The organism is Micromonospora sp. NPDC049801 (assembly GCF_040656575.1).
Taxonomy (GTDB): domain Bacteria; phylum Actinomycetota; class Actinomycetes; order Mycobacteriales; family Micromonosporaceae; genus Micromonospora.
The window spans coordinates 275,577-297,139 of sequence record NZ_JBFAMS010000006.1 but is presented as its reverse complement, the minus strand read 5'-3'; the positions used below and the strand labels follow the sequence as shown (position 1 = coordinate 297,139).

Sequence of the window (21,563 nt, the reverse complement as noted above, 5' to 3'; positions counted from 1 at the left end):
CGTCGGCCGCCTCCCCACCCACCCCCTCACCCCGCGAGCCCCCCCCGCCGGGGTGGGGGGCCCCCGCCTCTCGTTGGCCGACACCCGACACCAAAGCGTGCGGTAGCCGACTGTGACCAGGTCATCACGCAAAGCACACTCCTCCCCGACACGTCCCTGTCGAGTGGAGGAACCATGCGTCTCCGAACGTTCGTCACCGCCGCGCTGGCCGCCGTCCTGGCCGCCAGCGCGCTCGCACCACCGGCGCCGGCCGCCGCCGCCACCGCCGACCGCTGGGGCTTCGCGTACGTCAAGGACCCCACCGTGGCGGTCTGGACCGTGCTGGACACCAGCCGGCAGTGGGGTAGCTGGAAGACGGCGTTCCCGGCCGCCTGGGCCGACGGCGTCAAGCTCGCGCCCGGTCGCTTCCAGGTGCGCTTCCCGCAGGTGGGCGCCGGCGCGCGGGGCGTGCCCCACGTGACGCCGGTGAACCGGACCGGGCACTACTGCGAGGTGGTCCGCTGGTTCCAGTCCGGCACCGACGAGATCGTCGACGTGCAGTGCCACCGGCCCGGCGGCACCCGCGAGGACACCCCGTTCACCGTGCTCTGGACGACCAGCTCGGGCGTCGTGGCGGCCGGCACCTCCCACGCGTACGTGCAGTGGACCAGCGGCGTGCTGGCGCAGTCGTACAACTCGACGGGCGCGGTGAACACCGCCGGGCCGGTGGGCGTCGGGCAGTACCTGGTACGGCTGCCCGCTGTCGGACTGGCCGGCGTGCTCGCCGGTGACGTGCAGGTCACCGCCGTACAGCCGAACGCCGGACCCCGCCGCTGCAAGGTCAACTCCTGGAGCGCGGTCGGGACCGGGGTGCAGGTCTACGTGTTCTGTTACGACCAGGCCGGGGCCGCCGTCAACACCGACTTCGTCCTCTCGTACCACCGTCGCCGGCCGGTGATCGGCTCCCTCGGCCCGCCGTCGTACTTCGGTTACCTGGGTACCGCCGTCGGTGGGCCCACCAACGACAACTCGGTGCTCGGCGTCGGTGCGAACACCGTCGCGGCGATCGCGCCCGCCGGCCGCTACCTCGCGACGTTTCCGCAGATCGGTCTCAAGGAGACGCACGCGCAGGTGGTGGCGCAGGGCGCCGGCAACAACTACTGCCACCTGACCCAACCGTGGACGTACACCACCAACGCCGACGTCGACGTGATCTGCTTCGACAACGCCGGCGTCGTCACCCCGCACCGCTTCCTGGCCACCTTCACCTCCCGGCTCTGACCGCACGCGGCAAGTCCCGCCCACGGTCCGATCTGGTGATCGGACCGTGGGCGGGACCAGGTGCCGCGGTGGTCAGCCGAAGCAGTTGGGTACGGGTGGTGCGCTGGGCGTGCAGTTGGTGGGTCGGTTGCCGCTGATGGCCGACTTGTCGTCCACGGTGACCTGACCACCGTCGTTGAACACCCCGCCCGGCGCCACGACAGAGACGTTCTCCGTGACCTTGGTCTGGGTGAGGGTGAGGGTGGCGTTGTTGTAGATTCCGCCGCCGCGTGAGTTCGTGCCGAACGCCTTGTTGCGGCTGACGAGGGTGCGCCGCAGCACGACCACACCGCTGCCGTTGTAGACGCCGCCGCCGTTCTCGATGGTGCTTCTCGTGCTGGCGGCGTTCTCACTGATCTGGCTGTCCTCGGCCACGAACTGGCCGATCTGGTTGAACACACCGCCGCCGCGTTGGCCGGCGTCGTTACGAACGATCTTGCCGTGCTGGAGCTGGAAGGTGCCGTCGGTGAAGATGCCGCCGCCCTCGCTACCGGCCGTGTTCTCGGTGACCTCGATGTTCCTGGCCGTGGTGGTGCCGTTGATCCCGGTGCGGATGCCACCGCCTCGGAAGCCGGCGCTGTTGTGGTGCACGCGGACGTCGTCGAGCACGGCGACGCTGGAGTTCGACAGGCCGCCACCCGCGCCGCCGATCGGCAGGATGACGACGGTCCCGATCGTGCTGTTGTCGCTGAGCCTGGTGTTCCGCACCGTGAGGTTGCCGTTGTTGTAGACGCCACCGCCGTCGAACAACGCGCCGTTGTCGCTGATCCGGCTCTCGTCGTCGCCGTACCGCTCCCGGTCCTTGCCGTCCTTGCCGTCCTTGTCATTGCCGCCGTGGTCGCCGCGGCCGAGGATCCTGGTGTCGCCGAAGTTGGCGATCCCACCGCCGGTGCCGTTGGAGTGGTTGAAGACGACGTCGATGTTCTCCAGGGTGGCCCGACCGCCGACGTCGACGCGGATGCCACCACCGCCACCGCCGATCCCGCTGGTGTCGTCGCCGCCCTTGATGGTGGCGTCGCGCAGTTTCAGGTCACCGCCGGCCCCCACCTCGAGGATCCGGAACGGCGTCGCGGCGGCCGCCCGGACGATCGTGGAACCGTTGCCGTCGATCGTGATCGGCTGGGTGACGATGGGAAGGCCGACGGGGCCGAACGGCACGGGCGGCTGGGGCGCGGACGCGTTGAGCGTGTAGGTGCACCCCTTGGCGAGCCGGAGCTTCGCCCCGTTGCCGGCGTTCGCGCGGACGATCGCCGCGATCAGCTCGTTGGCGCCGCACGGCACGTCCCAGGCGTCCCGGCCGCCACCGCTCCAGTCGTCGTCCCCGCGCTCCTTGTCGCCCCCGTGCTCCTTGTCGCGACCGCCCGGATCGTGCTTGCCGCTGTCGTCGTCCGCCGCCCGGCTGCTGCCGGCGAGGACCTGTTTCCCGAGCAGTCCTCCGCCCGCTCCGAGCGCTCCGGTCAGGCCTCCGGGCACGCCGACGGCCGCCAGACCGGCGACCCCGGTCAGTCCGGCCACCCCGGCGACGAGCCAGCGGGCCCGGCGCCTCTTGGCCGGACGTGGCTGGTCTGCCGCCGCATCGCTGACGTTCGGGTGTCGATGGTTGGACATATCTGGCCCTTCTCCGTACACCGTGTCTCTGCACGCCACAGTCGGCGCAGACAGCGACAAATCGGTTGTCGCTCCCACGGGGAACGTAGCCGAGTCGAACTCACATCAACCGGACTTATGCGAAGAAGTCCTACGTTCGACGCAGGAGTGCGCATGACGGCCCCTTGCCTCGGCCACGCCGAAAGGTTATCCTCTAACATGTTAGTCGCTAACTTTAAGGGGTCGTAGCCGATGCCAGCGGGTACGGGTCGCTGGCGATCGGCCTCGCCGGCTGCGGGTTCGGCGTCGGCGCCGTGATGGCCACCTTCCTGGAGGCGGCGGTCGGTTCGGTTGGTGACGACGACGCCGGCAGCGGCTCGGCGGTGGTCAACACGTTGCGGCAGGTCGGTAGCGCCGTGGCGGTGGCCGCGATGGGCAGCGTGCTCTCCGGCGTCTACCAGCGGGACCTTGATCCGGAGCTCGGCGGTCTCCCGTCCACAGGGGCCGACGCGGCCAGGGAGTCGGTGTTCGGCGCGGCCGCCGTCGCCGAGAAGCTCGGACCAACCGGTTCCGCGCTGTTGCGCTCCGCCCAACCGGCGTACGTCGATGGAATGTCGGCGGTCATGTGGTGCTGCTTCGGACTCGCCGTGGTCGGCGCCGCGCTCTGCCTGGCCCTCCTGCCGAAACGCGAATCGTTCGCATCGGTGACACCGCACCGGCCGGGTGCCGGGTGAGCGGCATCGCGCAGAGCGGCGGTTAGGCTGCCACGGTATTCAGACGAATCCGCAGAATGAGGCCCCTGTGAGCAGTGCCGATGCTTCCCGGGCACCGGGATCCGACTGGCGCCGCGAGAAGAGAGAACGCACGCGCCGGCAGCTTCAGCAGAATGCCATGCGGCTGTTCCTGGAGAAGGGTTTCGACGCCACCACTGTCGAGGAGATCGCCGCCGCCAGCGGCGTCTCGCACATGACGTTCTTCCGCTACTTTCCCACCAAGGAGGACGCGGCACTCGAGGACGGCTACGACCCGATGATCGCCGACCTGATCGCCGAGCGTCCGGCCGACGAGCCCGCCATCGACAAGATCCGGCACGCTCTCACGCACGGGCTCAACCAGCTGTACGACAGCGAACGCGAGGTGCTGCTGTCCCGGATGCGACTGGTCTACCAGACGCCGGCGCTGCGGGCCGGCACCGGACAGCGACGCGACGCCGACCAGCAACTGCTCATCAAGGCGCTGGCGCCGACCGCCAGCGGATCCCGGGACAGGCTGCGCCTGCGGGTTCTGGTCGCGGCCGCGCTGGCGGCCACCACGGAGGCCATCCGTTACTGGGCGGAGAGCAACGGCGCCGACGACTTGCGCCACCTCATCAACGAGGCCTTCGACGCGCTGCGCGCGGAGGTGACCCAGGGCGCTTCGGGCGACGAACCCCGCACCGACGCCGCCGCGCCGCGATCGCGGTGAACGGCCGGGACCGGCTGGGACTGGTCGTCACTCGGCGAGCAGGTGCTTCTGCACCTTGCCCATCGCATTTCGGGGCAGCGTGTCGAGAAACCTGATCTGGCGCGGCCGTTTGTGGACGGACAGCGTCCGCGCCACGAAGTCGACGAGCTCGGCCGCGCTCACCTGGTCCGCGACGACGAAGGCGGTGACCTCCTGGCCGAGGTCGTCGTTCGGCGTGCCGACGACCGCGGCCTCGCGAACACCCGGGTGGGCCAACAGCGCATCCTCAACCTCACCAGCGCCGATCCGGTAACCACCGCTCTTGATCAGGTCGGTCGACCGACGACCGACCAGTCGATGCACACCATCGGGCGACACGCTCGCGATGTCCCCGGTGCGGAACCACCCGTCCCCGTCGAGCAGCCGGGCGGTCACGTCGGGCTTGCCCAGGTAACCGTCGAAGAGCATCGGTCCGCGAACCCACAGCTCCCCGATGGCCGTCCCGTCGGCGGGTACCGGCCGCCCGTCCTCGTCGAGCACCCGCGTCTCCGCGCCCGGCACGGGAGTGCCGACCATGCCGGGCCGACGGTGCGGGTCGTCGGCGCGATTGCTCAACGTGATCAACGTTTCGGTCATGCCGTAACGCTCGACCGGCTGGTGACCGGTGAGCTGGCGCATCCGCTCGAACGACGGCGCGGGCAGGGCAGCGCTGCCGGAGACCAGCAGCCGCGCCGAACTGAGGCGCGCGGCGGCCGTCGGCTGGGCGCAGATCCGCGACCACACCGTCGGCACTCCGAAGTAGAGGGTGCCGCCCGCCTCGGCGTACGCCTCGGGCGTCGGCCGTCCGGTGTGGTGCAGCCGGCAGCCCACCCGCAGCGCGCCGAGCACGCCGAGGACGAGACCGTGGACGTGGAACAGGGGCAGACCGTGCACCAGGAGGTCGTCAGGGGTCCAGGCCCAGGCGTCGGCGAGCGCGTCGATGCCGGCCTCGACGGCACGGTGCGACAGGACCGCCCCCTTGGGCGCTCCCGTGGTGCCGCTCGTGTACATGATCAGAGCAGTGCGTTCGGGGGCCGGCGTCGGGTGCCGGGTGTCCGAGGTACGGCCCAGGTCGACCCGACGGACACCGATCCGCGCAGGTTCGTCCCCGGTGCCGCCGAGCAGCAGTGTCGCGCCGGAATCGCGCAGGATGTGCGCCCTCTCCCGAGGACCGGAGTCGGGCGGCACCGGGACGACGGCGGCTCCACCGAGCAGCGCGCCCACCATCCCCACCACGGTCTCGGCGGTCGCGCTGGCGTGCACGGCGACGACCGGTTCGCCGCGCAGGTCGTCTGCCACCGCGGCGGCGCATTGCCGCAGGCGCTCGGCGGACATGGTAACCGGCCCGAGGCGGATCAGATCATCGACGGTCGGGCTGGAGCGGTCGAGACCGTCGAGCAGGCGCATGGACCGAGGCTACGCCGAATGTCACGCGTACCTGACCGTCAGCATCTCCGGGGCTCACCCGGCGAGCGCGACGCAGCGGACGGACGTCGGTCGCGGCGGTGCGAGCAGCCCGCCCCCGACCGGCGGCGGGCGGGTCAGAGCCGGCGGAGCCGCTCGCGGAGCCAGCCGCGGTCGGGGTTCACCACGGCCTGAGCGTCGAACACGACCGTGGGCACCGTCTCGTTGCCGCCGGTGATCGCCCGAACGGCCGCGGCACCCGCCGGGTCGTGCCATATGTCGACCCAGTGTGCCTGCCGAGCGAGCCGGACAAGCGAGAAGCGGAGCTGGAGGCAGTAACGGCAGCCGGGGCGCCAGTACACGATCGGCAGCCCGTCCGCCGCGCTGGCCCGCTGCGCTTCGGCGGCCCCCATCGAGCGGGGGAAGGCCCACGGCGACACCCCGAACGCCACCGCCAGAAAGATCAGAAACTCGACACCGCCGACCACTGGCGACCCGGCGGCCAGTTGCGAAGCCAGGACCAGCACGCCGAAGGTCGCCGCCAACACCGCCAGGGCCCACCGCCGCACCACGCTGGGGACACTACCGTCGACGACCGGCTGCGCCCGCGCCACCCCGGCGGAGACCGACCCGACACCCAGCGTCGCCCGGCGTCCATCGCACCCGCCGGGGGGCGCGTCCGACATCCATTGACTGATGCGAATACGTAAGCGCATCGCTACTATGGGTCAGTCTCGAGGCAAGGGGGTAGTGCCCGCGTGCGAAGTCCCGTCAACGGAACCGCGCCGACGTCCGCGCCCGGTCGACCCGCGCCCGTCGTGGCCGACCGACCGCGCGGGCTCGTCCGGCGTCTGGCGCTGTTGGCGGTGGCCGTCGGGGGCGGCTTCGTCCTGGCCCTCCTGTTCCAGGGGCCGGCCAGCGCCGACGACACGCGCGGCGGTTCCGGCGGCGCGCTTCATCGGCAGCTCGGCGCTCTGGTGGAGCCGGTCCGGCAGGTCACCATCACCGAACGCTCCGACCCCGACCCCCGCGGCGGCGTACGCGCCGAGGACCCCCGCCGTGGCGGGCGCCACGCTCCGCTGACCGGCGCGATAGCCGGTGTCGTCGGCGCACGCGACGTGCCGTCCCCGACCGCGTCCCGCCGCCCGACGGCGGCCGCGCGGACCTCCGTGCCGCCGTCCCGGACGGCCACCTCCGTCCGGTCCGACGCCACACGGTACGAACGGCTGCGATCCTCGACCGCGGCCCGCGCGACTCATCGTTCCGCCCACCGCGCCCGCCCACCTCGATCGGCGGCAGATTTCGCACGGCAGCCGGCGACCGCCGCGCCCGATCACCGAGAGCTGCCCGAAGCGCTCGTCTCGCCCGCCGTGGCGGGCCTGCTCACCCCGGTCCTGCGGCCCGCCGTCGACGTCGTGCGCGCCCTGCCGATCGCGCCCGTCGTCCCGGCGCTGCTGCGCGTCGTCGATGCCGTCCTGCCGCCCGCTCTCGGCGCGGTGGTCGTACCCGCGCCGCGTTCACCGGTCGCCCCCCCGGCGCTCGAACCGACCGCCGCGTCGCCCGCCGCCTCGCCCGGCGCGGCGCCCGCACCGGCCCCGCCAACCCCGCCGCCGGTTCCGGCGCTGCCGCCGATACACGCCGCGGCGACGCCAGCACCGGTCGCACCGCCGCCGACACCCGTGGCCGCGTACCCACCTGCCATGGCCCCACCGGGCCACCTCGCCGCGCGCCCGGCGCCGCCGGCCGTCGCGGCCTACCCTCCGGGTCAGCCCGTCACCCCGGTCGACCAGGACGCCGCCGGCACCGACGAGGGCTCGGCGCCCGCGCCGGGCCTGATCCGGCCGGCTCACCGGCAGTCACACCCCGGCATCGCCGCGCTCTGCCACCTCGTGCCGCTCTCCGTCGAGAGCCGAACTCCGTCTGGGATCGCCCGCCCGGGCTGAAGCCGGCCGCCGACCGCCGGGCTGCTCGCCCGCGCGGTCGGTCCCACCCCGCTGGCCTGGTCAATGGTGCCCGCGCCCACGCGCCCTGACGGCGTGGTGGGCCCATGGCCGCCCGACTTCTCGCGTACGACGATCGCTGCCAACCCGTGGACACACCGGGTTCGGTGACCGTCGTGACGTGCACCTGAGATCGGAGAAACACGGTGATCCACGTTGTTGTCGCCGAGGACATGGGTTTGCTGCGCGGAGCGCTCTGCGCCGCGCTGTCCCGTGAGGAGGACATGGAGGTGGTCGCCGACGTCGAGGGCGTCGGCGAACTGTTGACGGCGGTCCGCCGGTGCAGGCCGCAGGTGGTGGTGCTGGCGCTGACACCGGAGCTGCCCGACCCGGTGGAGGTGGTCGCCCGGATCAGCGCCGAGGCGCCGCACGCCGCCGTGTTGGCGATGAGCCCCCGGTGGAGCCCGGCCCTCGTGGAGGCGGCGCTGGCGGCCGGCGCACGCGGCCTGGTCGGCAAGGACAGCCCGCTGGTCGAGTTGGTGCGGTCGATCCGCGCGCTCGCGGCCGGGGAGCGGGCGATCGACCCGGCGGCCGCGGTGGCGGTGCTCAGTCCGTCGGAGATGCCGTTGACGCCCCGGGAGTTGGACGTGCTGCGGATGGCCGCCGAGGGTCTGCCACTCAAGGAGATCGCCGGTCGCCTCTTCCTGGCCCACGGGACGGTGCGTAACCACCTGTCGGCGATCCTGCGCAAGATCGGGGCCCGCAACCGGTTGGAAGCGGTGTGGCACGCCCGGCGCAACGGCTGGTTGTAGCCATCGGGGCGGGTCCGTCACGGGCCCGCCCCGTCGCCGTGCGGCCCCGACGAATGCGTGTTTGAATATTGACGTTGAGTGATCGTCATGCAAGCGCGGGAAGGTTCGTCGTGATCCGTACCCTGCTCGCTCTGGACGGGGCCCTGGTGTTGGGGGCGCTGTCGTTCGTCCTCGCCGCCGAGGACGACATCCGTGTCGTGGCGGAGGTGGATCGCGGCGACGCGGTCCGCGCGGCCGTCCATGCCCAGCGCCCGGACGTGGTGGTGGCCGACCTCGATCTGGTCGAGGAGGAGGTGCCCGGTCGCCTGGGCCTGTGCCCCATCCTGATGCTGGTCCACCCGCACCGGGCCCGCCGACTGCGGGGGATGCTCAGCCCGTCCCGGACGGTCGGCATCCTGCGCAACGACGCCGCCCCCCAGCGGGTCGTCGACGGGATCCGCCGGCTCGCCCGCCGGGAGCCCGTCCTCGACGCGGACCTCGTCGTCGCGGCCCTGCACTCGGACGACCCGCTGACCGAGCGGGAGCGGGAGGTGTTGACGCTGACGGCGGCGGGGGCACCGGTCGCCGAGGTCGCGGCGTCGCTCGGGCTCAGCCGTGGGACCGTCCGCAACCACCTCGCTCGGATCGCCCGCAAGGTGGGTGCGCGCACCCGGGTCGAGGCGGTGCGGTTGGCGGGCGAGGCGGGCTGGATCTGACCGGCGGAGGTCAGGCCGGCCGGGTCGCCGGGGACGGCGTCACCGGCTCCTCCCAGCAGCCGACGAGCGCCCGGTAGGTGGCCGAGCGGGTCAGCAACTGCTCGTGCGTCCCCACGGTTGGCGCGTCGCCGTCGAGGACCAGCACCCGATCGGCGCGCAGGGCGGAGCTGATCCGGTGGGCGACCACGACGAGGCTGCCGGGCCGTCGAGCGAAGGCGGCCTCGACGGTCGCCTCCAGCGCCGGGTCGAGATGGCAGGTCGCCTCGTCCAGGACCGCCAGCGGGGCGGGCGCGAGCCAGGCCCGGACCGCCGCGACGAGCTGCCGCTCACCGGCGGAGAGCTGGGCCGGTACGACCGGCGCGTCCAGGCCACCCAGGCGGGTCGCCAGGGGGCGTGCGCCCAGCTCGTCGAGGGCGACCGCCAGGGTGTCGTCGTCGGCGTCGGGCCGGAGGTAGCGGAGGTTGTCGGCCAGCGTGCCGGTGAAGACGTACGCCTGCTGGGGCAGCAGCACCCGCATCCGGGCCAGGACGGCCGGCGCGGTGTCGGCGACCGGAGCACCGGCCAGGTGGACCGTGCCCTCCTGCGGTGGCACGAGCCCGGCCAGCAGAGCGGCCAGCGTGGACTTGCCCGCGCCGCTGGGTCCCACCACGGCAAGGTGATCGCCGTTGGCCAGCGTCAGCGAGAAGTTCCGCAGGATCGGCTCGGCGCTCGGGCCGTACCGGAAGGTCAGTCCCCGGACCTCGGCGGCCGGTGACCCCCCGACCGGCCTGGTCGACCGGCGCGGGCCGGGAGTCTCCCCCGTGGGCGCCGGCCGGTGGGGATAGACGCGCAGGATGTTCTCCAGAGTGACCGCGTAGCGCAGCCCGCCGCCGCCGAGGCCCTGCACGAGGGTGTGCACGGCGGGTTGCAGCCCGGTGGACACGTAGATCAGCGCCCCCAGCACCGCGCCCGCCGTCATTCCGCGCTCGACCAGCCACGGAGTGGCCACGAGCAGCACCACCAGCGGTGACCATCCGCCGATGCCGAGGCTGAGGCTACGGATCACCGCCATTCGGGCGAGGGTGCGCTCGGCGGCGGCCTGCGCCGACACGTGCTGCTCCACCTCGGACGCCACGCGCGCCTGGGCGCCACAGGCCAGCACGTCGCGGTGACCGGCCAGCGCCGTCGCGGCCGACTGGCCCAACCGCTCGCCCGCGCGGACGTACGCCCGCTGGTGCGCGACCATGGCCGGCAGAGCGGCGAGAAACACGGCCAGGCCGGCGACCAGCGGCGCGGCGGCCAGCGCCGCCGCCACCGGCGCGAGGGCGAGGAGGCCGAGCAGGGCAGCGCCAGCGGAGAAGAGGAAACCACGCGTGACCATCAGCAGGCCGGCGAAGGTGTCCCGGACGATCTCCATCTGGTGGGTCAGCCGGGTCATCGCCGCGCTGTCCGGGCGACCACCCGCGCGGGTGGCGTCCCGGAGCGCGCCCCGCACCACCTGGGCGGCCACCTCGTCGCGGAACGGCTCGACCACCGCGCCGAGGCTCCGGTACGTCCGGCCGGTCGCCGCCGCGCCGACCAGCACGGCCACGGCGAGGACCCCCAACCACGCCAGCCCGTCGACGAGACGCCCGGCCAGGAAGCCGTGGTCCACGGCACGGGCGACCAGCAGGCCGGCGAGCAGCGCCGGCAACGCCTCGACGAGCGACCACCCGCAGAGACGGGCGAGGTCAGCTCGGCGGGCCCGCAGCGCCCGCCAGGTCACCCGGCGCACGGTCAGCGGGGTCACGATCCACCGCCGGCCGGCTCGAACACGGCCCGGTAGTCCGGCTCGGCCCAGAGTCGCCGGTGCGGCGCCAGCGCGCGCAGCCGACCGCCGTCCAGCCAGGCGACCAGGTCGGCGCGGGCCGCCGCCGCCGCCCGGTGGGTGACCACCAGTCGGGTCCGCTCGCCGGGGCGCCCGACGATCGCTTCGGTGATCCGGTGTTCGGTCGCCGTGTCCAGGCTGGACGTCGCGTCGTCCAGGATGAGCAGCCGCTCGGCGGCGAACGCCCGGGCCAGGCCGAGGCGTTGGGTCTCACCACCGGAGAGCGGCGCGTCCACCAGCGGTGTGCGGTACCCCTCGGGCAGCCGGTCGATGACGTCGGCGACCGCCGCCAGACGGGCCGCCCGCAGAACCGCCGGCGTGGCGGGGCGCGCGTCGGCCGGTGGCACCGCGACGGCGCCCGGCAACGCCAGGCCGACCGCGTCGTGGACCGTCGCGCCGATCAGCACCGGCTGGTCGAAGGCGTAGCCGACGGCTCGGCGCAGCGCCGACGCGTCGAGGTCACGCAGCGGCACGCCGTCGAGGAGCGCCGTACCGTGATCCGGGTCGTGCAGCCGTCCCGCCACGGCCGCGAGGGTCGACTTGCCGGCACCGGACGCGCCGACGACGGCCACGGTCGCGCCGGCCGGCACGTCCAGGTCGATGCCGTCCAGGATGGGCCGGCCGTCATCGCCGTACACGCGCACGCCCCGCAGTCGCAGCGCGCCGCCGCCGGGCGGTAGGGGCCGGTCGCCGCTCGTCATGGCGGGCTGTCGCAGCGGTTCGGCGACCCGGTGCGCCCCGGCGCGGCTGCGCACCAGGTGGTTGAGCGTGGCGAGGACCGCACCGAGGCCGGCGCCCATGGCCGCGTACCGGACGGCGGCGACCAGTTCACCGGGCGTGAGCCAACCGGCCGTCAGGGCGTACCCGCCGACCGCGACGACGCTCAGGTGCAGCAGCGGCGCCACGGCGGCGGTACGCGCGCTCGCCCGCGCCAGCAGGTCCCAGGTACGTCGGCCGTGCCGGCCCAGCTCCGGCAGGGCCGCCAGCACGCGGGCCTCCTCGCGGTGGACCGTGGCGGCGGCGGCGATGGTCCGGGCGCCGGTCAGCGACTCCAGCAGTCGGCCGGCGATTTCGCCGAGCACCCGTTGGTAGCCGGCCGTCGCGGCGGAGGCGTCGGCCACGAAGGCGCGCATGAGGACGGCGAGCAGGCCGAGGCCGGCGAGCAGGGTGATCCCCAGGATCGGTTCCAGGAGGGCGAGCGCGACGACGCTGCCGAGGGGCGGCAGCACCGCCACGGCGGCCAGGACCACGGCGTTGCCGGCCTGCCCCGCGTCGGCGGACTGGCCGACCAGGCGACCGACGAGATCGCCCACCGGGTACCGGCGGGTGGCACGCACGTCCAGCGCGAACAGGTGGCGCAGCAGGTGGCGGCGCAGTCCGGCGGTGGCGCGGGCGGCGCCGAATCCGCTGGCCAGGTCGGTCAGGGCGTCGACGCAGACGAGGGCGACGACCAGGCCGCCGGCGGCCACCGCCCACCAGAGCGGGCCTCCGGTGAGGGCGGCGTCGACGGCGCGGCCCAGGGCCGCGGGAAGCAACAGTTCGGCGGCCGCGCCCAGGAGCGCGACCGCCGCGAGCCCGGCGGTCCAGCCGCCGCCAGCCAGGACCGTTCGCCGCAGCAACCGGTCCCCCGCGTCGAACGTCGACATCGCTCCTCCCGGTGCCACGCGGTCGCCCTGGGTGGGCACGTCTACCCACCCAGGGCGATCACGTTCGTGCGACGGATCAGTTGCAGGTCGTGACGGAGAGCGAGCTGTCGCCGCAGAGCAGCAGGCTCGCCCGGCTACCGCCACCCGTGCGGTCGGCCGGAGCCATCTCCAGGCCCTGGAGGTCCAGAAGCGCCATGTCGTTCACCTCCCTTCCATTCCTTCGTCGATCCGGTCGCCCCCGCTGTCGCGGGGGAGTCTCTGCGCGCCCGGCAGGGGCGCGAGGAAGGGCAGCACCGGCGGGTTGTCGTCCCGCGCGCAGGTCAGCGCGTACAGCACGCCGGCGGTGCCGGTGCCGAAGTCCATCGAGAGCCGGAGCAGCTGCTCACCGGGGAAGGCGGTCCCCTCCCGGTACGGCAGCGCGTGCCAGGCCAGCCGGTCCACCTGCGCGTCGAGCTCCCGGCGGTCGCCGTCGTGAACTGAGGCGGCGAGGTAGGTGATGATGCCGGCCCGGCCGGCGAAGAGCCCGGTCTGCGCGTAGAACGGTGACCGTGCCGCACGGCGGATCCCCGCGCTGGCCTGTGCGAACCCGTCGTCGTCGCGATGGCGCAGGTACTGATCGAGAACCAGTCCGATGCCGACGCTGCCGTGTGCCAGGTACGGCATGGTCCGCCAGCCCTCGTTGACCTCCAGGGCGCCGTCCGGGCGCAGCACGCACCGGCGCAGATCCTGGCGCAACGCCGTGGCGGCGTGCCCCAACAGGTCCTCGTCGCCGCTGAGCTCGTAGAGCCGCAGCAGCGTCAACGCCGGTCCGGTCCGGCCGCGCAGCAGCCCGGCGTACGGGTGGCGTCCGCCGCTGATGTCCGGGCCGGGATCGTCGGGCAGCTGCCCGATCAGCCGCTCGGCGGCCCGCCACGCGGCATCGCGCAACGACACCTCCCCGGTACGGGCGGCCAACTCGGCCAGGTTGAGCGCGATCCCGGACAGTCCGCTCGCCAGGCTGTGGTCGAGTCCGTCCAGCGGCTCGCGCAGGCAGATGTCGAGCACGTCCAGCGCGTCCTGCCGGCGGCCGAGGCTCTCGAGGGCGTGGGCGACACCGTGCAGGCCGTCGTAGAAGCCGCAGCGGGTGCCGGACGGGGGCGCGGTCGCCCGTCGTACCAGCCAGTCCTCGTGTTCGGGCCACCGTCCGACGCCGCTGGTGTGCAGCGCGTACAGCACTCCCGCCGCCCCGTGGGCGAGGTTGAGGCCGCCGCTGCGGAACTGCTCGATGTCGCCGGGGAAGAGCCGGTCGGCGCGTGTCGGGGTGGCGCTGGCCAGGATGGCGCTCGCCAGCCTGTCCCGGGTGACGGGTGCGTCGTGCGCGGCCGTCACCTGCGGGCCGCCGGTTATCTCCTCGACCGCCGGGTCGAGGAAGGACCTCGGCACTGGAAAGTTCGCGGCGATGACGTCGGCCAGGTGCGCCGCCTTCGCCGGGGCGAGCCGCACCAGCTGGGTCAGCGGCAGGAACAGCGCCAACCGCAGGCAGGCCAGGGCGTACCTGTCGACCGCCGGTCCGGTCCGGTCGCGGGGAGCCGCGAAGCCCTGGTTGCGCAGCCCCGGTCGGCGGTGCCCGTCGATCGGCGCGGCCACCTCGAAGTCGACGAGGGCGACCCGGTCGTCCGGACGGATCATGATGTTGAACAGGTGCAGGTCGCCGTAGACCAGGCCGCGTTCGTGGATCGCCGCGATGAGGGACTCGACCTGCTCGTGGACGTGCCGGGCCCAGCGGGCGTACGCCGCCCGGTCCTCGTCCGTCGCGTCCGCGTCGATCAGCGGATACCTGTCGACCAGCATCTTGTTCAACGGTCGACCCTCGATGAACTCCAGCGCGAGGAACCGGTGCTCGCCCAGCTCGAACTCGTCGTGCACCCGGGGCACCTGCGGCAGGTCGGCGAGTTGCCGCAGGGCGTCGGCCTCGCGGGCCAGCCGGGCGACGGCGTCGGCGCCGTCGGCGTCCAGGCCGGCGTGCGGCCGGGCCTCCTTCAGCACGACCTCGGTGTCGGTGCGCAGGTCGCGGCCCACGTACAGGCCACCGCCGTTGGAGAAGTGGATCACCCGTTCGATCCGGTACGGCACCTGGTCGGTGCTGGTGCCGCTGCGCGCCGCGAGGTGCGGGCCGAGGAAGTCGGGCAGGGTGACCCAGGACGGCACGTGGAAGACGGGATCGCGCCGGTCCGGCACCAGCGTGCCGGAGTCGTCCTCGATCGCCGGCACCACCTGACCGTCGGGCGAGTGGCAGTAGCGGGCGGCGAAGCCGCCGTAGCGCACGTGGATCGGGCCGGCGCCATAGCGCAGGTCGCTGAGGATGTACGGCCCGGACTCGCCGGTGAGCAGCTCGTCGAGCTCCTTGCAGACCAGCTCCAGCTCCGCCTCGTCGCGCGGGTAGACGGTGACGAACTTGCCGCTGGCGGCCCGGGAGGCGTACTTGGAGTTGCGCAGCAGCAGTGTGCGGGGCCCCCGGAGGAACTTGAAGGACAGGCCCCGGGGTACGCAGTAGTCCCAGACGGCGTCCAACACGCGCTCGGCGTTCGCCAGACCCGCCGACACGTGGATCTTCCAGCCCTGCTGCGGCAGCGAACCGCCGTCCGGGGCGTAGATCAGCCAGTCGTCGAGCGGCTCACGACGCCAGCCGGTCGGGATGTCCCGCTCGGCGGCCGGAAAGACCGGCTGCGCGACGGCGCTGCCGAGCGAGTCGTAGAACAGGCGATCCGCGGCGCAGTAGCTGTCGTAGCGTTCGTCCACTGTCCCGCCGCCTCTCGATTCCGGCCGGCTGCTGTCGTCCGGCGTTGCATCGAGTCTCATCGACGGGGCCCGGTGGGCTCCAGTGCGCTAAGTCACCGACCGTGATGCGAGGTGCACACGAACTCGTGACAATAGTCAGGCACTGCCGAGGTTTGAAAAGACGACAGGTGGGCACCGGGCCGTCGCCCGATCCCCACCTGCCGTCGCGCACGTCGTCAGCTCAGGTACTTCTCCCACGGGCCGGTGATCGCCAGGGTCAGGCCCGGGTCCTGCATGTTGACGAACAGCACCTTCCCGTCGGCGCTGAAGGTCGGGCCACAGAACTCCGAGTCGTTGAGCTGGTTGCGGGCGATCGCGTACGTCGGCCCGCCCGGGATGGTGCTGAGCACGTGCGAGGCGCCCTTGCCGTCCTCGGCGAGCACGAGGCTCCCCCACGGGGTGACCGTCACGTTGTCCGGGCCGTCGAAGGTGATGTCGGTGTACTTGACCGGCGTCCCCTCCTCGGCGGCGGCCTGGTGCGGGAAGTACGTCACGAGCTGGATGGTCTGGTCCTTGAAGCTGTAGAACCAGACCATGCCGTCGTGCGGCGCCGCGTCGGCCGGCAGGTCGCCCTCGTCCCAGGCGTAGGAGTTGACGACGTATACGCCCTCGTCGGTGCTCCAGACGCCCTCGAACTTGCGGCCACGGGTGACCTGACCGCCGGCGAACTGCTCGCGTACGGAGGTGTGCCGCGCGTCGCGGTCCGGCACCTCGATCCACCGGACCGGGAACGGGCGGCCGAGCTGGGCGGAGGTCAGGTAGGCGACGTCCGGCAGCACGGAACCGTCGTCCATGATGATCTGCATGGCGGCGAGGACACCGGCGTCCGGCGCGAGGCGGGTCAGCACACCCGGGCCCAGCTTCACGCCGCGCGGCGCGGACCAGCGGTAGAAGAGGCCGTTGGGCTCGTCGGCGTCCTCGGAGAGGTAGACGTGGGTGCGGTCCCGGTCGATCGCCAGCGCCTCGTGGGAGTAGCGACCCAGACACTTGATCGGCCGCGGGTCAGCGCTGCCGTCGGCCCAGACCTCGAAGACGTACCCGTGGTCCTTGGCGTAGACGCCGGAGCGGTCGCCCTCCTCCCACCTGTCGCCGGCGCGGTCCTCGGTCTCCTCGCAGGTCAGCCAGGTGCCCCACGGGGTCGGGCCGCCGGCGCAGTTGGAGATGGTGCCGGAGAGGGCGACGAACTCGCCCAGGTTGCGGCCCGCGAGATCGGTCGTGATCACCGTGCAGCCACCGGCGTCGACGGCGCCCGGGTCGTAGACGGTGCCCTTGACGTGCGGTACGCCGAACTCAGCGCCCGGGTCGATCTCGTGGTTCTGGATCAGGGTGTAGCGGCCGCGTCCGGCGTCGTAGACGGCCATGCCGTCGTGGTCCGCCGGGGTCACGCCCTGACCACGGTCGAGGCGGGTGACGCCGGTACGGGTGACGATCGTGTAGCGGAAGCCCTTGGGCAGGGCCAGGATCCCCTTGGGGTCGTCCACCAGCGGCGGGAAGGGAACGCGACCAGCCCCGCCCGGCGAGTGCGGTCGGGCGGGGCTGGCCTGCGCCAGGGACGGCAGGCCACCGGCGACGGCGAGGCCCACACCGGCGGCGGCGCCGCCGGCGAGGAAGGTACGACGGGAGGAAGGCACGGGGATCAGCTCCTGATCAAGACAGTGCGACGGCCGAAAGCCAACCCGCACCGACGAACACCGAAGCGTCAGCTGTGGGCTCCACCGGTGACATCGGGGTGAAGAAACGGCGTCACCGGGGTCGTCGCGGTGACGCCCAGCCCTGCTCGTGCAGCCGTTCGATGCCGTCCAGCAGCAGGTCGAGCGCGAACTCGAACTCGAACTGGTCATCGCAGCCCTGCCCCACGACCGACTCGTCGTCGTGGGACGCCGCGGTGGCGATCTCCGCCAGGTGTGGGAACCGGGCGGCGAACTCCGGCGGCATCGCCGCGGCGGGTTCGGGGCTGGCCGCTCCGGACCGACCGGCGCGGCGGGAGTCGTCGAACAGCTCCTGGCTGAAGCCCAGCACCCGGCTGCCCATCGTGTGCATGACGTGGTGTGCGAGGTTCGCGGAGAACCCACCGGCCCGGAGGGTGCCGACCACCGAGTCGAGGTAGGCCAGGACGGCCGGCGTCGCCATGGTCCGCGACTCGATGGCCAGCGGCGCCCAGGGGTGCCGGCGCAGCACCGCCCGCGCCGAGAGGATGCGCCGGCGGATGGCGTCCTTCCAGGTGGTGTCGCGCTCGGGTGGGTCGATCTGGCCGACGACCACGTCGATCATGCCGTCGAGCAGTTCGTCCTTGTTGGCCACGTGCTTGTAGAGAGCCATCGGCACGACGCCCAGGTCCTGGGCGAGGTTGCGCATGCTGAGTGATTCGATGCCGGTCTCGTCGGCGAGCGCGACGGCCGCCCGCAGGATGCGGTCCCTGCTCAACGGCGTACGGCGCAGCGTCTCAGCCTGCTCGACCATCTCGTCCTCGTCCTGTCCGGCGGTTGTTGAACGATAACCACCATTGACAGGTGTACGGCGTACACTTACCGTTGGTGTACACCGTACACCCCAGGGAGGGGCCATGAAGGCGATCGTGCAGGACCGGTACGGCGGCCCGGAAACACTCGTTCTCGGCGACGTCGACACGCCGACACCCGCCCCGAACGACGTGCTCGTGCGGGTGCGGGCCGCCTCGCTCAACGCGTACGACTGGCACGCCATGCGCGGCGATCCCCGGATGGCGCGGTTGGCGATGGGCCTGTCGCGGCCCCGCGCACGCATCCGCGGCCGGGACATCGCCGGCCGCGTCGAGGCCGTCGGGGCCGACGTACGCGACATCCGGGTGGGCGACGCGGTCTTCGGCGACCTCGGCGACGCCAACGGCGCGTTCGCCGAGTACGCGTGCGTGCCCCAGACGCAGGTCGCACAGCTGCCAACGAACCTGACCCCCCAGCAGGCGGCGGCCCTGCCACTGGCCGGCACCACGGCGCTCCTGGGACTCTGCGACGTCGGGCGGGTCGAGCCCGGTCAGCGCCTGCTCGTCAACGGCGCCTCGGGCGGCGTCGGCACCCTCGCGGTGCAACTGGGCAAGGCGCTCGGCGCGACCGTGACCGGGGTCTGCAGCACCCGCAACGTCGACCTGGTCCGCTCCCTCGGCGCCGACGACGTCGTCGACTACCGCCGGGACGACTTCGCCGACGGCTCACGCCGCCACGACGTCGTGCTCGACCTGGTCGGCAACCGCTCCCTCACCGACCTGCGGCGCGCGCTGACACCGACCGGGACGCTGGTGCTCTCCGGCGGCGGCGTGTACGGCGGCGGCAGCCTCGTCGGGCCGGTGTGGCTGATCGCGCGCGGACGACTACTCGCGCCGCTGGTCCGGCAGCGCATCGTCACGCTCACCACGACGCCGGGCCGGCAGCACCTCGACACGCTCCGCGCCCACGTCGAGGCCGGCCGCCTCACCCCGGTCGTCGACCGGACGTACCCGCTGCACGAGGTGCCCGACGCCATCCGGTACGTCGAGGGCGAACACGCGCGGGCCAAGGTCGTCATCACCATCTGACGTCCGCCGCGCGACCGCATCCGCCGGTACGGACGTCCACCAGCGTCGCGACGCCAGCGCGGCCAGACCCGCACCGGCGGCGTTGAGCAGCACGTCGTCCACCGAGGACACCCGGTCGAGCCGCAGGACGTACTGCGCGGCCTCCACCAGGACCGAGCAGCCCGCCCCGAGCAGCAGAACCCGGCGCACCGACGTCAACGCCGCGAACCGCAGCGGGGCGAAGAACCCCAGCGCCGCGAACACCAGCAGATTGCCGACGATCTGGCCCGTCGCCCTCGACGGGCCACCATCGACGACGATCGTGATCAGATCGCGTAGCGGCACGAGGTTCACCCGACCGGCGACGACGCCGGCCGCCGACCCCGGCAGGAGGATCATCCACACCCACGGCACCGTCCCGTAGACGATGCCGACCTCCGCCGCCGACTTGCGCCACGCGTGCGGGTCACCGGCGGCCCGCCGACGACGCGCCAGGGCCCACACCGCCAGCGCGGCCAGCGGCAGGACGACCACCGTGACGAGGGCGACGCCGGTGAAGGTGCCGAACCAGCCGTGCCAGCCCCGGAGCATGGCTATCCGACGCCCTTCCACTGCGTCGCCGGGGTGAGCGGCACGGGCACGGGTCGGCGCGGCGTCGTCGTCAGCTCGATCCGGCGGCCCTGCGCCGCCGACTCCAGCAGCGCGGTCATCGTCTCAAGGACGTGCAGGGCGACGTCGCCACCGGCGCGGGGCGCACGCTGGTCATCGGCCAGGACGAAGTCGAGCAGGCCGATCCCCCGGCCGCTCTCGGCGTACCCGGCGCGCGCCTGGAGGGCACGCCACTCGTCGCCGCCGAGCGCGAAGTGGCGGACCTCGCCGTCGAAGTAGTTCGGGTCCGGTACGGCGAGCGTGCCGGTCTCCCCGTGGACCTCGATGGGCGCGGCGGTCGTCGCGATGCCGTCGAAGCTCGTGGTGATGGTGGAGAGCGCGCCGTCGACATGCTCGAGGACGCCGGTGACGTGGGTGTCCACCCGCACCGGGATGTGTTCGCCAGCGCGTGGGCCCGAACCGATGACGCGCTCGGAGCGCAGGCGGCTGGCGGCCCCGACCACCGCGCGGACCGGCCCGAGCAGGTGCACGAGCGCCGAGATGTAGTACGGCCCCATGTCGAACAGGGGGCCACCGCCGGGGGTGTAGTAGAAGTCCGGGTGCGGGTGCCAGCGCTCGTGACCGGCCGTGACCATGACGGCCGTCGCGGACATCGGGCGGCCGATCAGGCCGTCGTCGATCGCGGCACGCGCCGTCTGCGTGCCCGTGCCCAGGACGGTGTCCGGCGCGCATCCGATGTGGACGCCCGCCGAGGCGGCGCGGTCGACGATCGAGCGGCCGTCCGGGAACGTCACGGCGAGCGGCTTCTCGACGTACACGTTCTTGCCGGCGTCGATCGCGGCGCGCGAGACGTCGGCGTGCGCCGCGGGGATCGTCAGGTTGAGCACCGTGTGCACGTCCGGGTGGGCGAGCAGGCGCTCGACGCTCATCGCCGCACTGCCGGGGACCGTGGCCGCCGCCGCGGCCGACCGGGACTCGTCGAGGTCGGCCAGCGCGGCGATCCGCACCGCGGGGTGGTGCGCGAGGGTGTCCAGGTACGCGCGGGAGATGACCCCGAGACCTACGATGCCGACGCCGTGCGGGTCGCCCACACCATCCCCCTCTCGATGACGGTACGTACCGACGGGTGCTCCAGCACGTCGAGGTTGTGGCCCGGAGTTGTCACGACGACGCGGCCCGCGCCCCAGCGGCGGGTCCAGATCGCCGGCGAGGTGACCGACCGGTGCCACGGATGCCACTCCCGCGTGGGGTGGGTGGTGACGGCCAGGACGTCGATCAGGTCGTCGTGCAGCACCCAGTACTGCTCGCTGACCAGGTCGAAGTCCTCGATGCCGGCGGTGATCGGGTGTTCCCGGCCGAGGTCGGTGACGCGCACGGTGTGCGGCAGGAAGTTGTCCTCCTCCCCACCGTGGCGCTCGCACGGCTCCTTGCCCGGGTGGGTGGCGAACTGGCCGCCCACCAGGTGCAGGTACTCCGCCGAGGCACGGAACGCGTCCACCATGCCGCCGTGCCAGCCGGTGAAGCCCGTGCCGGCGACGACCGCCGCGGCGAGTCCGGCCACCTGGGCCGAGGTGATCTCCGACATCGTCATGCACTGCACGATCAGGTCGGTGCCGGCCAACTCGTCGGCATCGGCGTAGATCTCCGTCGACTCCTCGACCCGTACCGCGTAGCCGTTGCGTTCGAGGAAGGGGATGAACAGCTCGGTCGCCTTGACCGGCTGGTGCCCTTCCCATCCGCCTCGGACCACAAGTGCTCTCAGCTGCGTCACCGTCGCTCCTTCCACCGTCCGTCGCCACCGGGCCGACCGCTGCCGCCCCGGCGTTTGTCGGGCATCGAAACCGTACCCGTGCGGCCGTGTCACGGCACGGCGCGGTGCGTGCCGGATCGTACGTCGGAT

At 73.0% G+C, this 21,563-nt stretch carries 18 protein-coding genes and 1 pseudogene; 7 read left to right on the top strand and 12 right to left on the bottom strand.

Annotated elements, in window-relative coordinates:
• Positions 1 to 174: 174 nt before the first annotated feature.
• On the top strand, positions 175 to 1,260 hold the full coding sequence (locus tag AB0I89_RS14055; RefSeq protein WP_357125431.1) for a hypothetical protein: 1,086 nt from the start codon (positions 175 to 177) through the stop codon (positions 1,258 to 1,260).
• A gap of 72 nt (positions 1,261 to 1,332) precedes the next feature.
• Here the strand turns inward: AB0I89_RS14055 and AB0I89_RS14050 are convergent, their stop codons facing one another.
• Complete coding sequence (locus AB0I89_RS14050) at positions 1,333 to 2,907, bottom strand: hypothetical protein (RefSeq protein ID WP_357125428.1); 1,575 nt, start codon at positions 2,905 to 2,907, stop codon at positions 1,333 to 1,335.
• Between the two features lie 296 nt (positions 2,908 to 3,203).
• On the opposite strand from AB0I89_RS14050, the gene AB0I89_RS14045 reads away from it, so the two are divergent.
• Together AB0I89_RS14045 and AB0I89_RS14040 are read left to right on the top strand one after the other, a co-directional pair.
• On the top strand, positions 3,204 to 3,620 hold the full coding sequence (locus AB0I89_RS14045; protein ID WP_357125425.1) for a hypothetical protein: 417 nt from the start codon (positions 3,204 to 3,206) through the stop codon (positions 3,618 to 3,620).
• 157 nt (positions 3,621 to 3,777) lie between these two features.
• On the top strand, positions 3,778 to 4,350 hold the full coding sequence (locus tag AB0I89_RS14040) for a TetR family transcriptional regulator (RefSeq protein WP_357125422.1): 573 nt from the start codon (positions 3,778 to 3,780) through the stop codon (positions 4,348 to 4,350).
• A gap of 27 nt (positions 4,351 to 4,377) precedes the next feature.
• Here AB0I89_RS14040 and AB0I89_RS14035 read toward each other — a convergent pair whose 3' ends face one another.
• Both AB0I89_RS14035 and AB0I89_RS14030 read right to left on the bottom strand, forming a co-directional pair.
• On the bottom strand, positions 4,378 to 5,775 hold the full coding sequence (locus AB0I89_RS14035; protein WP_357125419.1) for an acyl-CoA synthetase: 1,398 nt from the start codon (positions 5,773 to 5,775) through the stop codon (positions 4,378 to 4,380).
• A 134-nt stretch (positions 5,776 to 5,909) separates the two neighbouring features.
• Complete coding sequence (locus AB0I89_RS14030; protein WP_357125416.1) at positions 5,910 to 6,458, bottom strand: glutaredoxin domain-containing protein; 549 nt, start codon at positions 6,456 to 6,458, stop codon at positions 5,910 to 5,912.
• A gap of 72 nt (positions 6,459 to 6,530) precedes the next feature.
• On the opposite strand from AB0I89_RS14030, the gene AB0I89_RS14025 reads away from it, so the two are divergent.
• The 3 genes from AB0I89_RS14025 to AB0I89_RS14015 all read left to right on the top strand — a co-directional run bounded on the left by AB0I89_RS14025 (position 6,531) and on the right by AB0I89_RS14015 (position 9,219).
• Positions 6,531 to 7,715 (top strand): hypothetical protein, encoded by a 1,185-nt coding sequence (locus AB0I89_RS14025; protein ID WP_357125414.1) that lies wholly within the window; start codon positions 6,531 to 6,533, stop codon positions 7,713 to 7,715.
• Positions 7,716 to 7,918: 203 nt separating this feature from the next.
• Positions 7,919 to 8,524 carry a response regulator transcription factor gene (locus tag AB0I89_RS14020; protein ID WP_357125411.1) on the top strand — a complete coding sequence of 202 codons (606 nt, stop codon included), beginning with the start codon at positions 7,919 to 7,921 and terminating at the stop codon, positions 8,522 to 8,524.
• A gap of 110 nt (positions 8,525 to 8,634) precedes the next feature.
• The gene (locus tag AB0I89_RS14015; protein WP_357125408.1) at positions 8,635 to 9,219 is read left to right on the top strand and encodes a response regulator transcription factor; all 585 of its coding nucleotides are present in this window, start codon (positions 8,635 to 8,637) and stop codon (positions 9,217 to 9,219) included.
• A 10-nt stretch (positions 9,220 to 9,229) separates the two neighbouring features.
• Here AB0I89_RS14015 and AB0I89_RS14010 read toward each other — a convergent pair whose 3' ends face one another.
• The 6 genes from AB0I89_RS14010 to AB0I89_RS13985 all read right to left on the bottom strand — a co-directional run bounded on the left by AB0I89_RS14010 (position 9,230) and on the right by AB0I89_RS13985 (position 17,988).
• Complete coding sequence (locus tag AB0I89_RS14010) at positions 9,230 to 10,987, bottom strand: ABC transporter ATP-binding protein (RefSeq protein WP_357125404.1); 1,758 nt, start codon at positions 10,985 to 10,987, stop codon at positions 9,230 to 9,232.
• Entirely contained in the window at positions 10,984 to 12,711 is a 1,728-nt protein-coding gene (locus tag AB0I89_RS14005; RefSeq protein ID WP_357125401.1) for an ABC transporter ATP-binding protein, read from the bottom strand. Before AB0I89_RS14005 ends, AB0I89_RS14010 begins: the two co-directional genes overlap by 4 nt.
• A gap of 76 nt (positions 12,712 to 12,787) precedes the next feature.
• A complete protein-coding gene (locus AB0I89_RS14000; protein ID WP_013734295.1) occupies positions 12,788 to 12,907 on the bottom strand; it encodes a SapB/AmfS family lanthipeptide in 120 nt (39 codons plus the stop codon).
• A 5-nt stretch (positions 12,908 to 12,912) separates the two neighbouring features.
• The gene (lanKC, locus tag AB0I89_RS13995; protein ID WP_357125398.1) at positions 12,913 to 15,489 is read right to left on the bottom strand and encodes a class III lanthionine synthetase LanKC; all 2,577 of its coding nucleotides are present in this window, start codon (positions 15,487 to 15,489) and stop codon (positions 12,913 to 12,915) included.
• Positions 15,490 to 15,704: 215 nt separating this feature from the next.
• Positions 15,705 to 17,159 carry an alkaline phosphatase PhoX gene (locus tag AB0I89_RS13990; protein WP_357125395.1) on the bottom strand — a complete coding sequence of 485 codons (1,455 nt, stop codon included), beginning with the start codon at positions 17,157 to 17,159 and terminating at the stop codon, positions 15,705 to 15,707.
• 112 nt (positions 17,160 to 17,271) lie between these two features.
• Complete coding sequence (locus tag AB0I89_RS13985; protein WP_357125392.1) at positions 17,272 to 17,988, bottom strand: TetR/AcrR family transcriptional regulator C-terminal domain-containing protein; 717 nt, start codon at positions 17,986 to 17,988, stop codon at positions 17,272 to 17,274.
• Positions 17,989 to 18,091: 103 nt separating this feature from the next.
• Here AB0I89_RS13985 and AB0I89_RS13980 point away from each other — a divergent pair, with 103 nt between their 5' ends.
• The gene (locus AB0I89_RS13980; RefSeq protein WP_357125389.1) at positions 18,092 to 19,075 is read left to right on the top strand and encodes an NAD(P)-dependent alcohol dehydrogenase; all 984 of its coding nucleotides are present in this window, start codon (positions 18,092 to 18,094) and stop codon (positions 19,073 to 19,075) included.
• Between the two features lie 63 nt (positions 19,076 to 19,138).
• On the opposite strand, the pseudogene AB0I89_RS13975 reads toward AB0I89_RS13980, so the two are convergent.
• From AB0I89_RS13975 to AB0I89_RS13965, 3 genes and pseudogenes are all read right to left on the bottom strand, one after another.
• Positions 19,139 to 19,453, bottom strand: a pseudogene (locus AB0I89_RS13975) (VanZ family protein); the annotation flags it as partial.
• Positions 19,454 to 19,647: 194 nt separating this feature from the next.
• Positions 19,648 to 20,754, bottom strand: coding sequence for a Gfo/Idh/MocA family oxidoreductase (locus tag AB0I89_RS13970; RefSeq protein WP_357125386.1), 1,107 nt, complete (start codon positions 20,752 to 20,754; stop codon positions 19,648 to 19,650).
• Positions 20,724 to 21,434, bottom strand: coding sequence for a ThuA domain-containing protein (locus AB0I89_RS13965; protein ID WP_357125382.1), 711 nt, complete (start codon positions 21,432 to 21,434; stop codon positions 20,724 to 20,726). The genes AB0I89_RS13970 and AB0I89_RS13965 overlap by 31 nt, the downstream gene beginning before the upstream one ends.
• Positions 21,435 to 21,563: the final 129 nt, after the last annotated feature.

Coding starts and splice junctions, on each gene's coding strand:
- AB0I89_RS14030 (WP_357125416.1), bottom strand. CDS start 6,458: ATGTCGGACGCGCCCCCCGGCGGGTGCGATGGACGCCGGGCGACGCTG.
- AB0I89_RS14005 (WP_357125401.1), bottom strand. CDS start 12,711: ATGTCGACGTTCGACGCGGGGGACCGGTTGCTGCGGCGAACGGTCCTG.
- AB0I89_RS14000 (WP_013734295.1), bottom strand. CDS start 12,907: ATGGCGCTTCTGGACCTCCAGGGCCTGGAGATGGCTCCGGCCGACCGC.
- AB0I89_RS13980 (WP_357125389.1), top strand. CDS start 18,092: ATGAAGGCGATCGTGCAGGACCGGTACGGCGGCCCGGAAACACTCGTT.
- AB0I89_RS13985 (WP_357125392.1), bottom strand. CDS start 17,988: ATGGTCGAGCAGGCTGAGACGCTGCGCCGTACGCCGTTGAGCAGGGAC.
- AB0I89_RS14050 (WP_357125428.1), bottom strand. CDS start 2,907: ATGTCCAACCATCGACACCCGAACGTCAGCGATGCGGCGGCAGACCAG.
- AB0I89_RS14055 (WP_357125431.1), top strand. CDS start 175: ATGCGTCTCCGAACGTTCGTCACCGCCGCGCTGGCCGCCGTCCTGGCC.
- AB0I89_RS14045 (WP_357125425.1), top strand. CDS start 3,204: ATGGCCACCTTCCTGGAGGCGGCGGTCGGTTCGGTTGGTGACGACGAC.
- AB0I89_RS14035 (WP_357125419.1), bottom strand. CDS start 5,775: ATGCGCCTGCTCGACGGTCTCGACCGCTCCAGCCCGACCGTCGATGAT.
- AB0I89_RS14040 (WP_357125422.1), top strand. CDS start 3,778: ATGCGGCTGTTCCTGGAGAAGGGTTTCGACGCCACCACTGTCGAGGAG.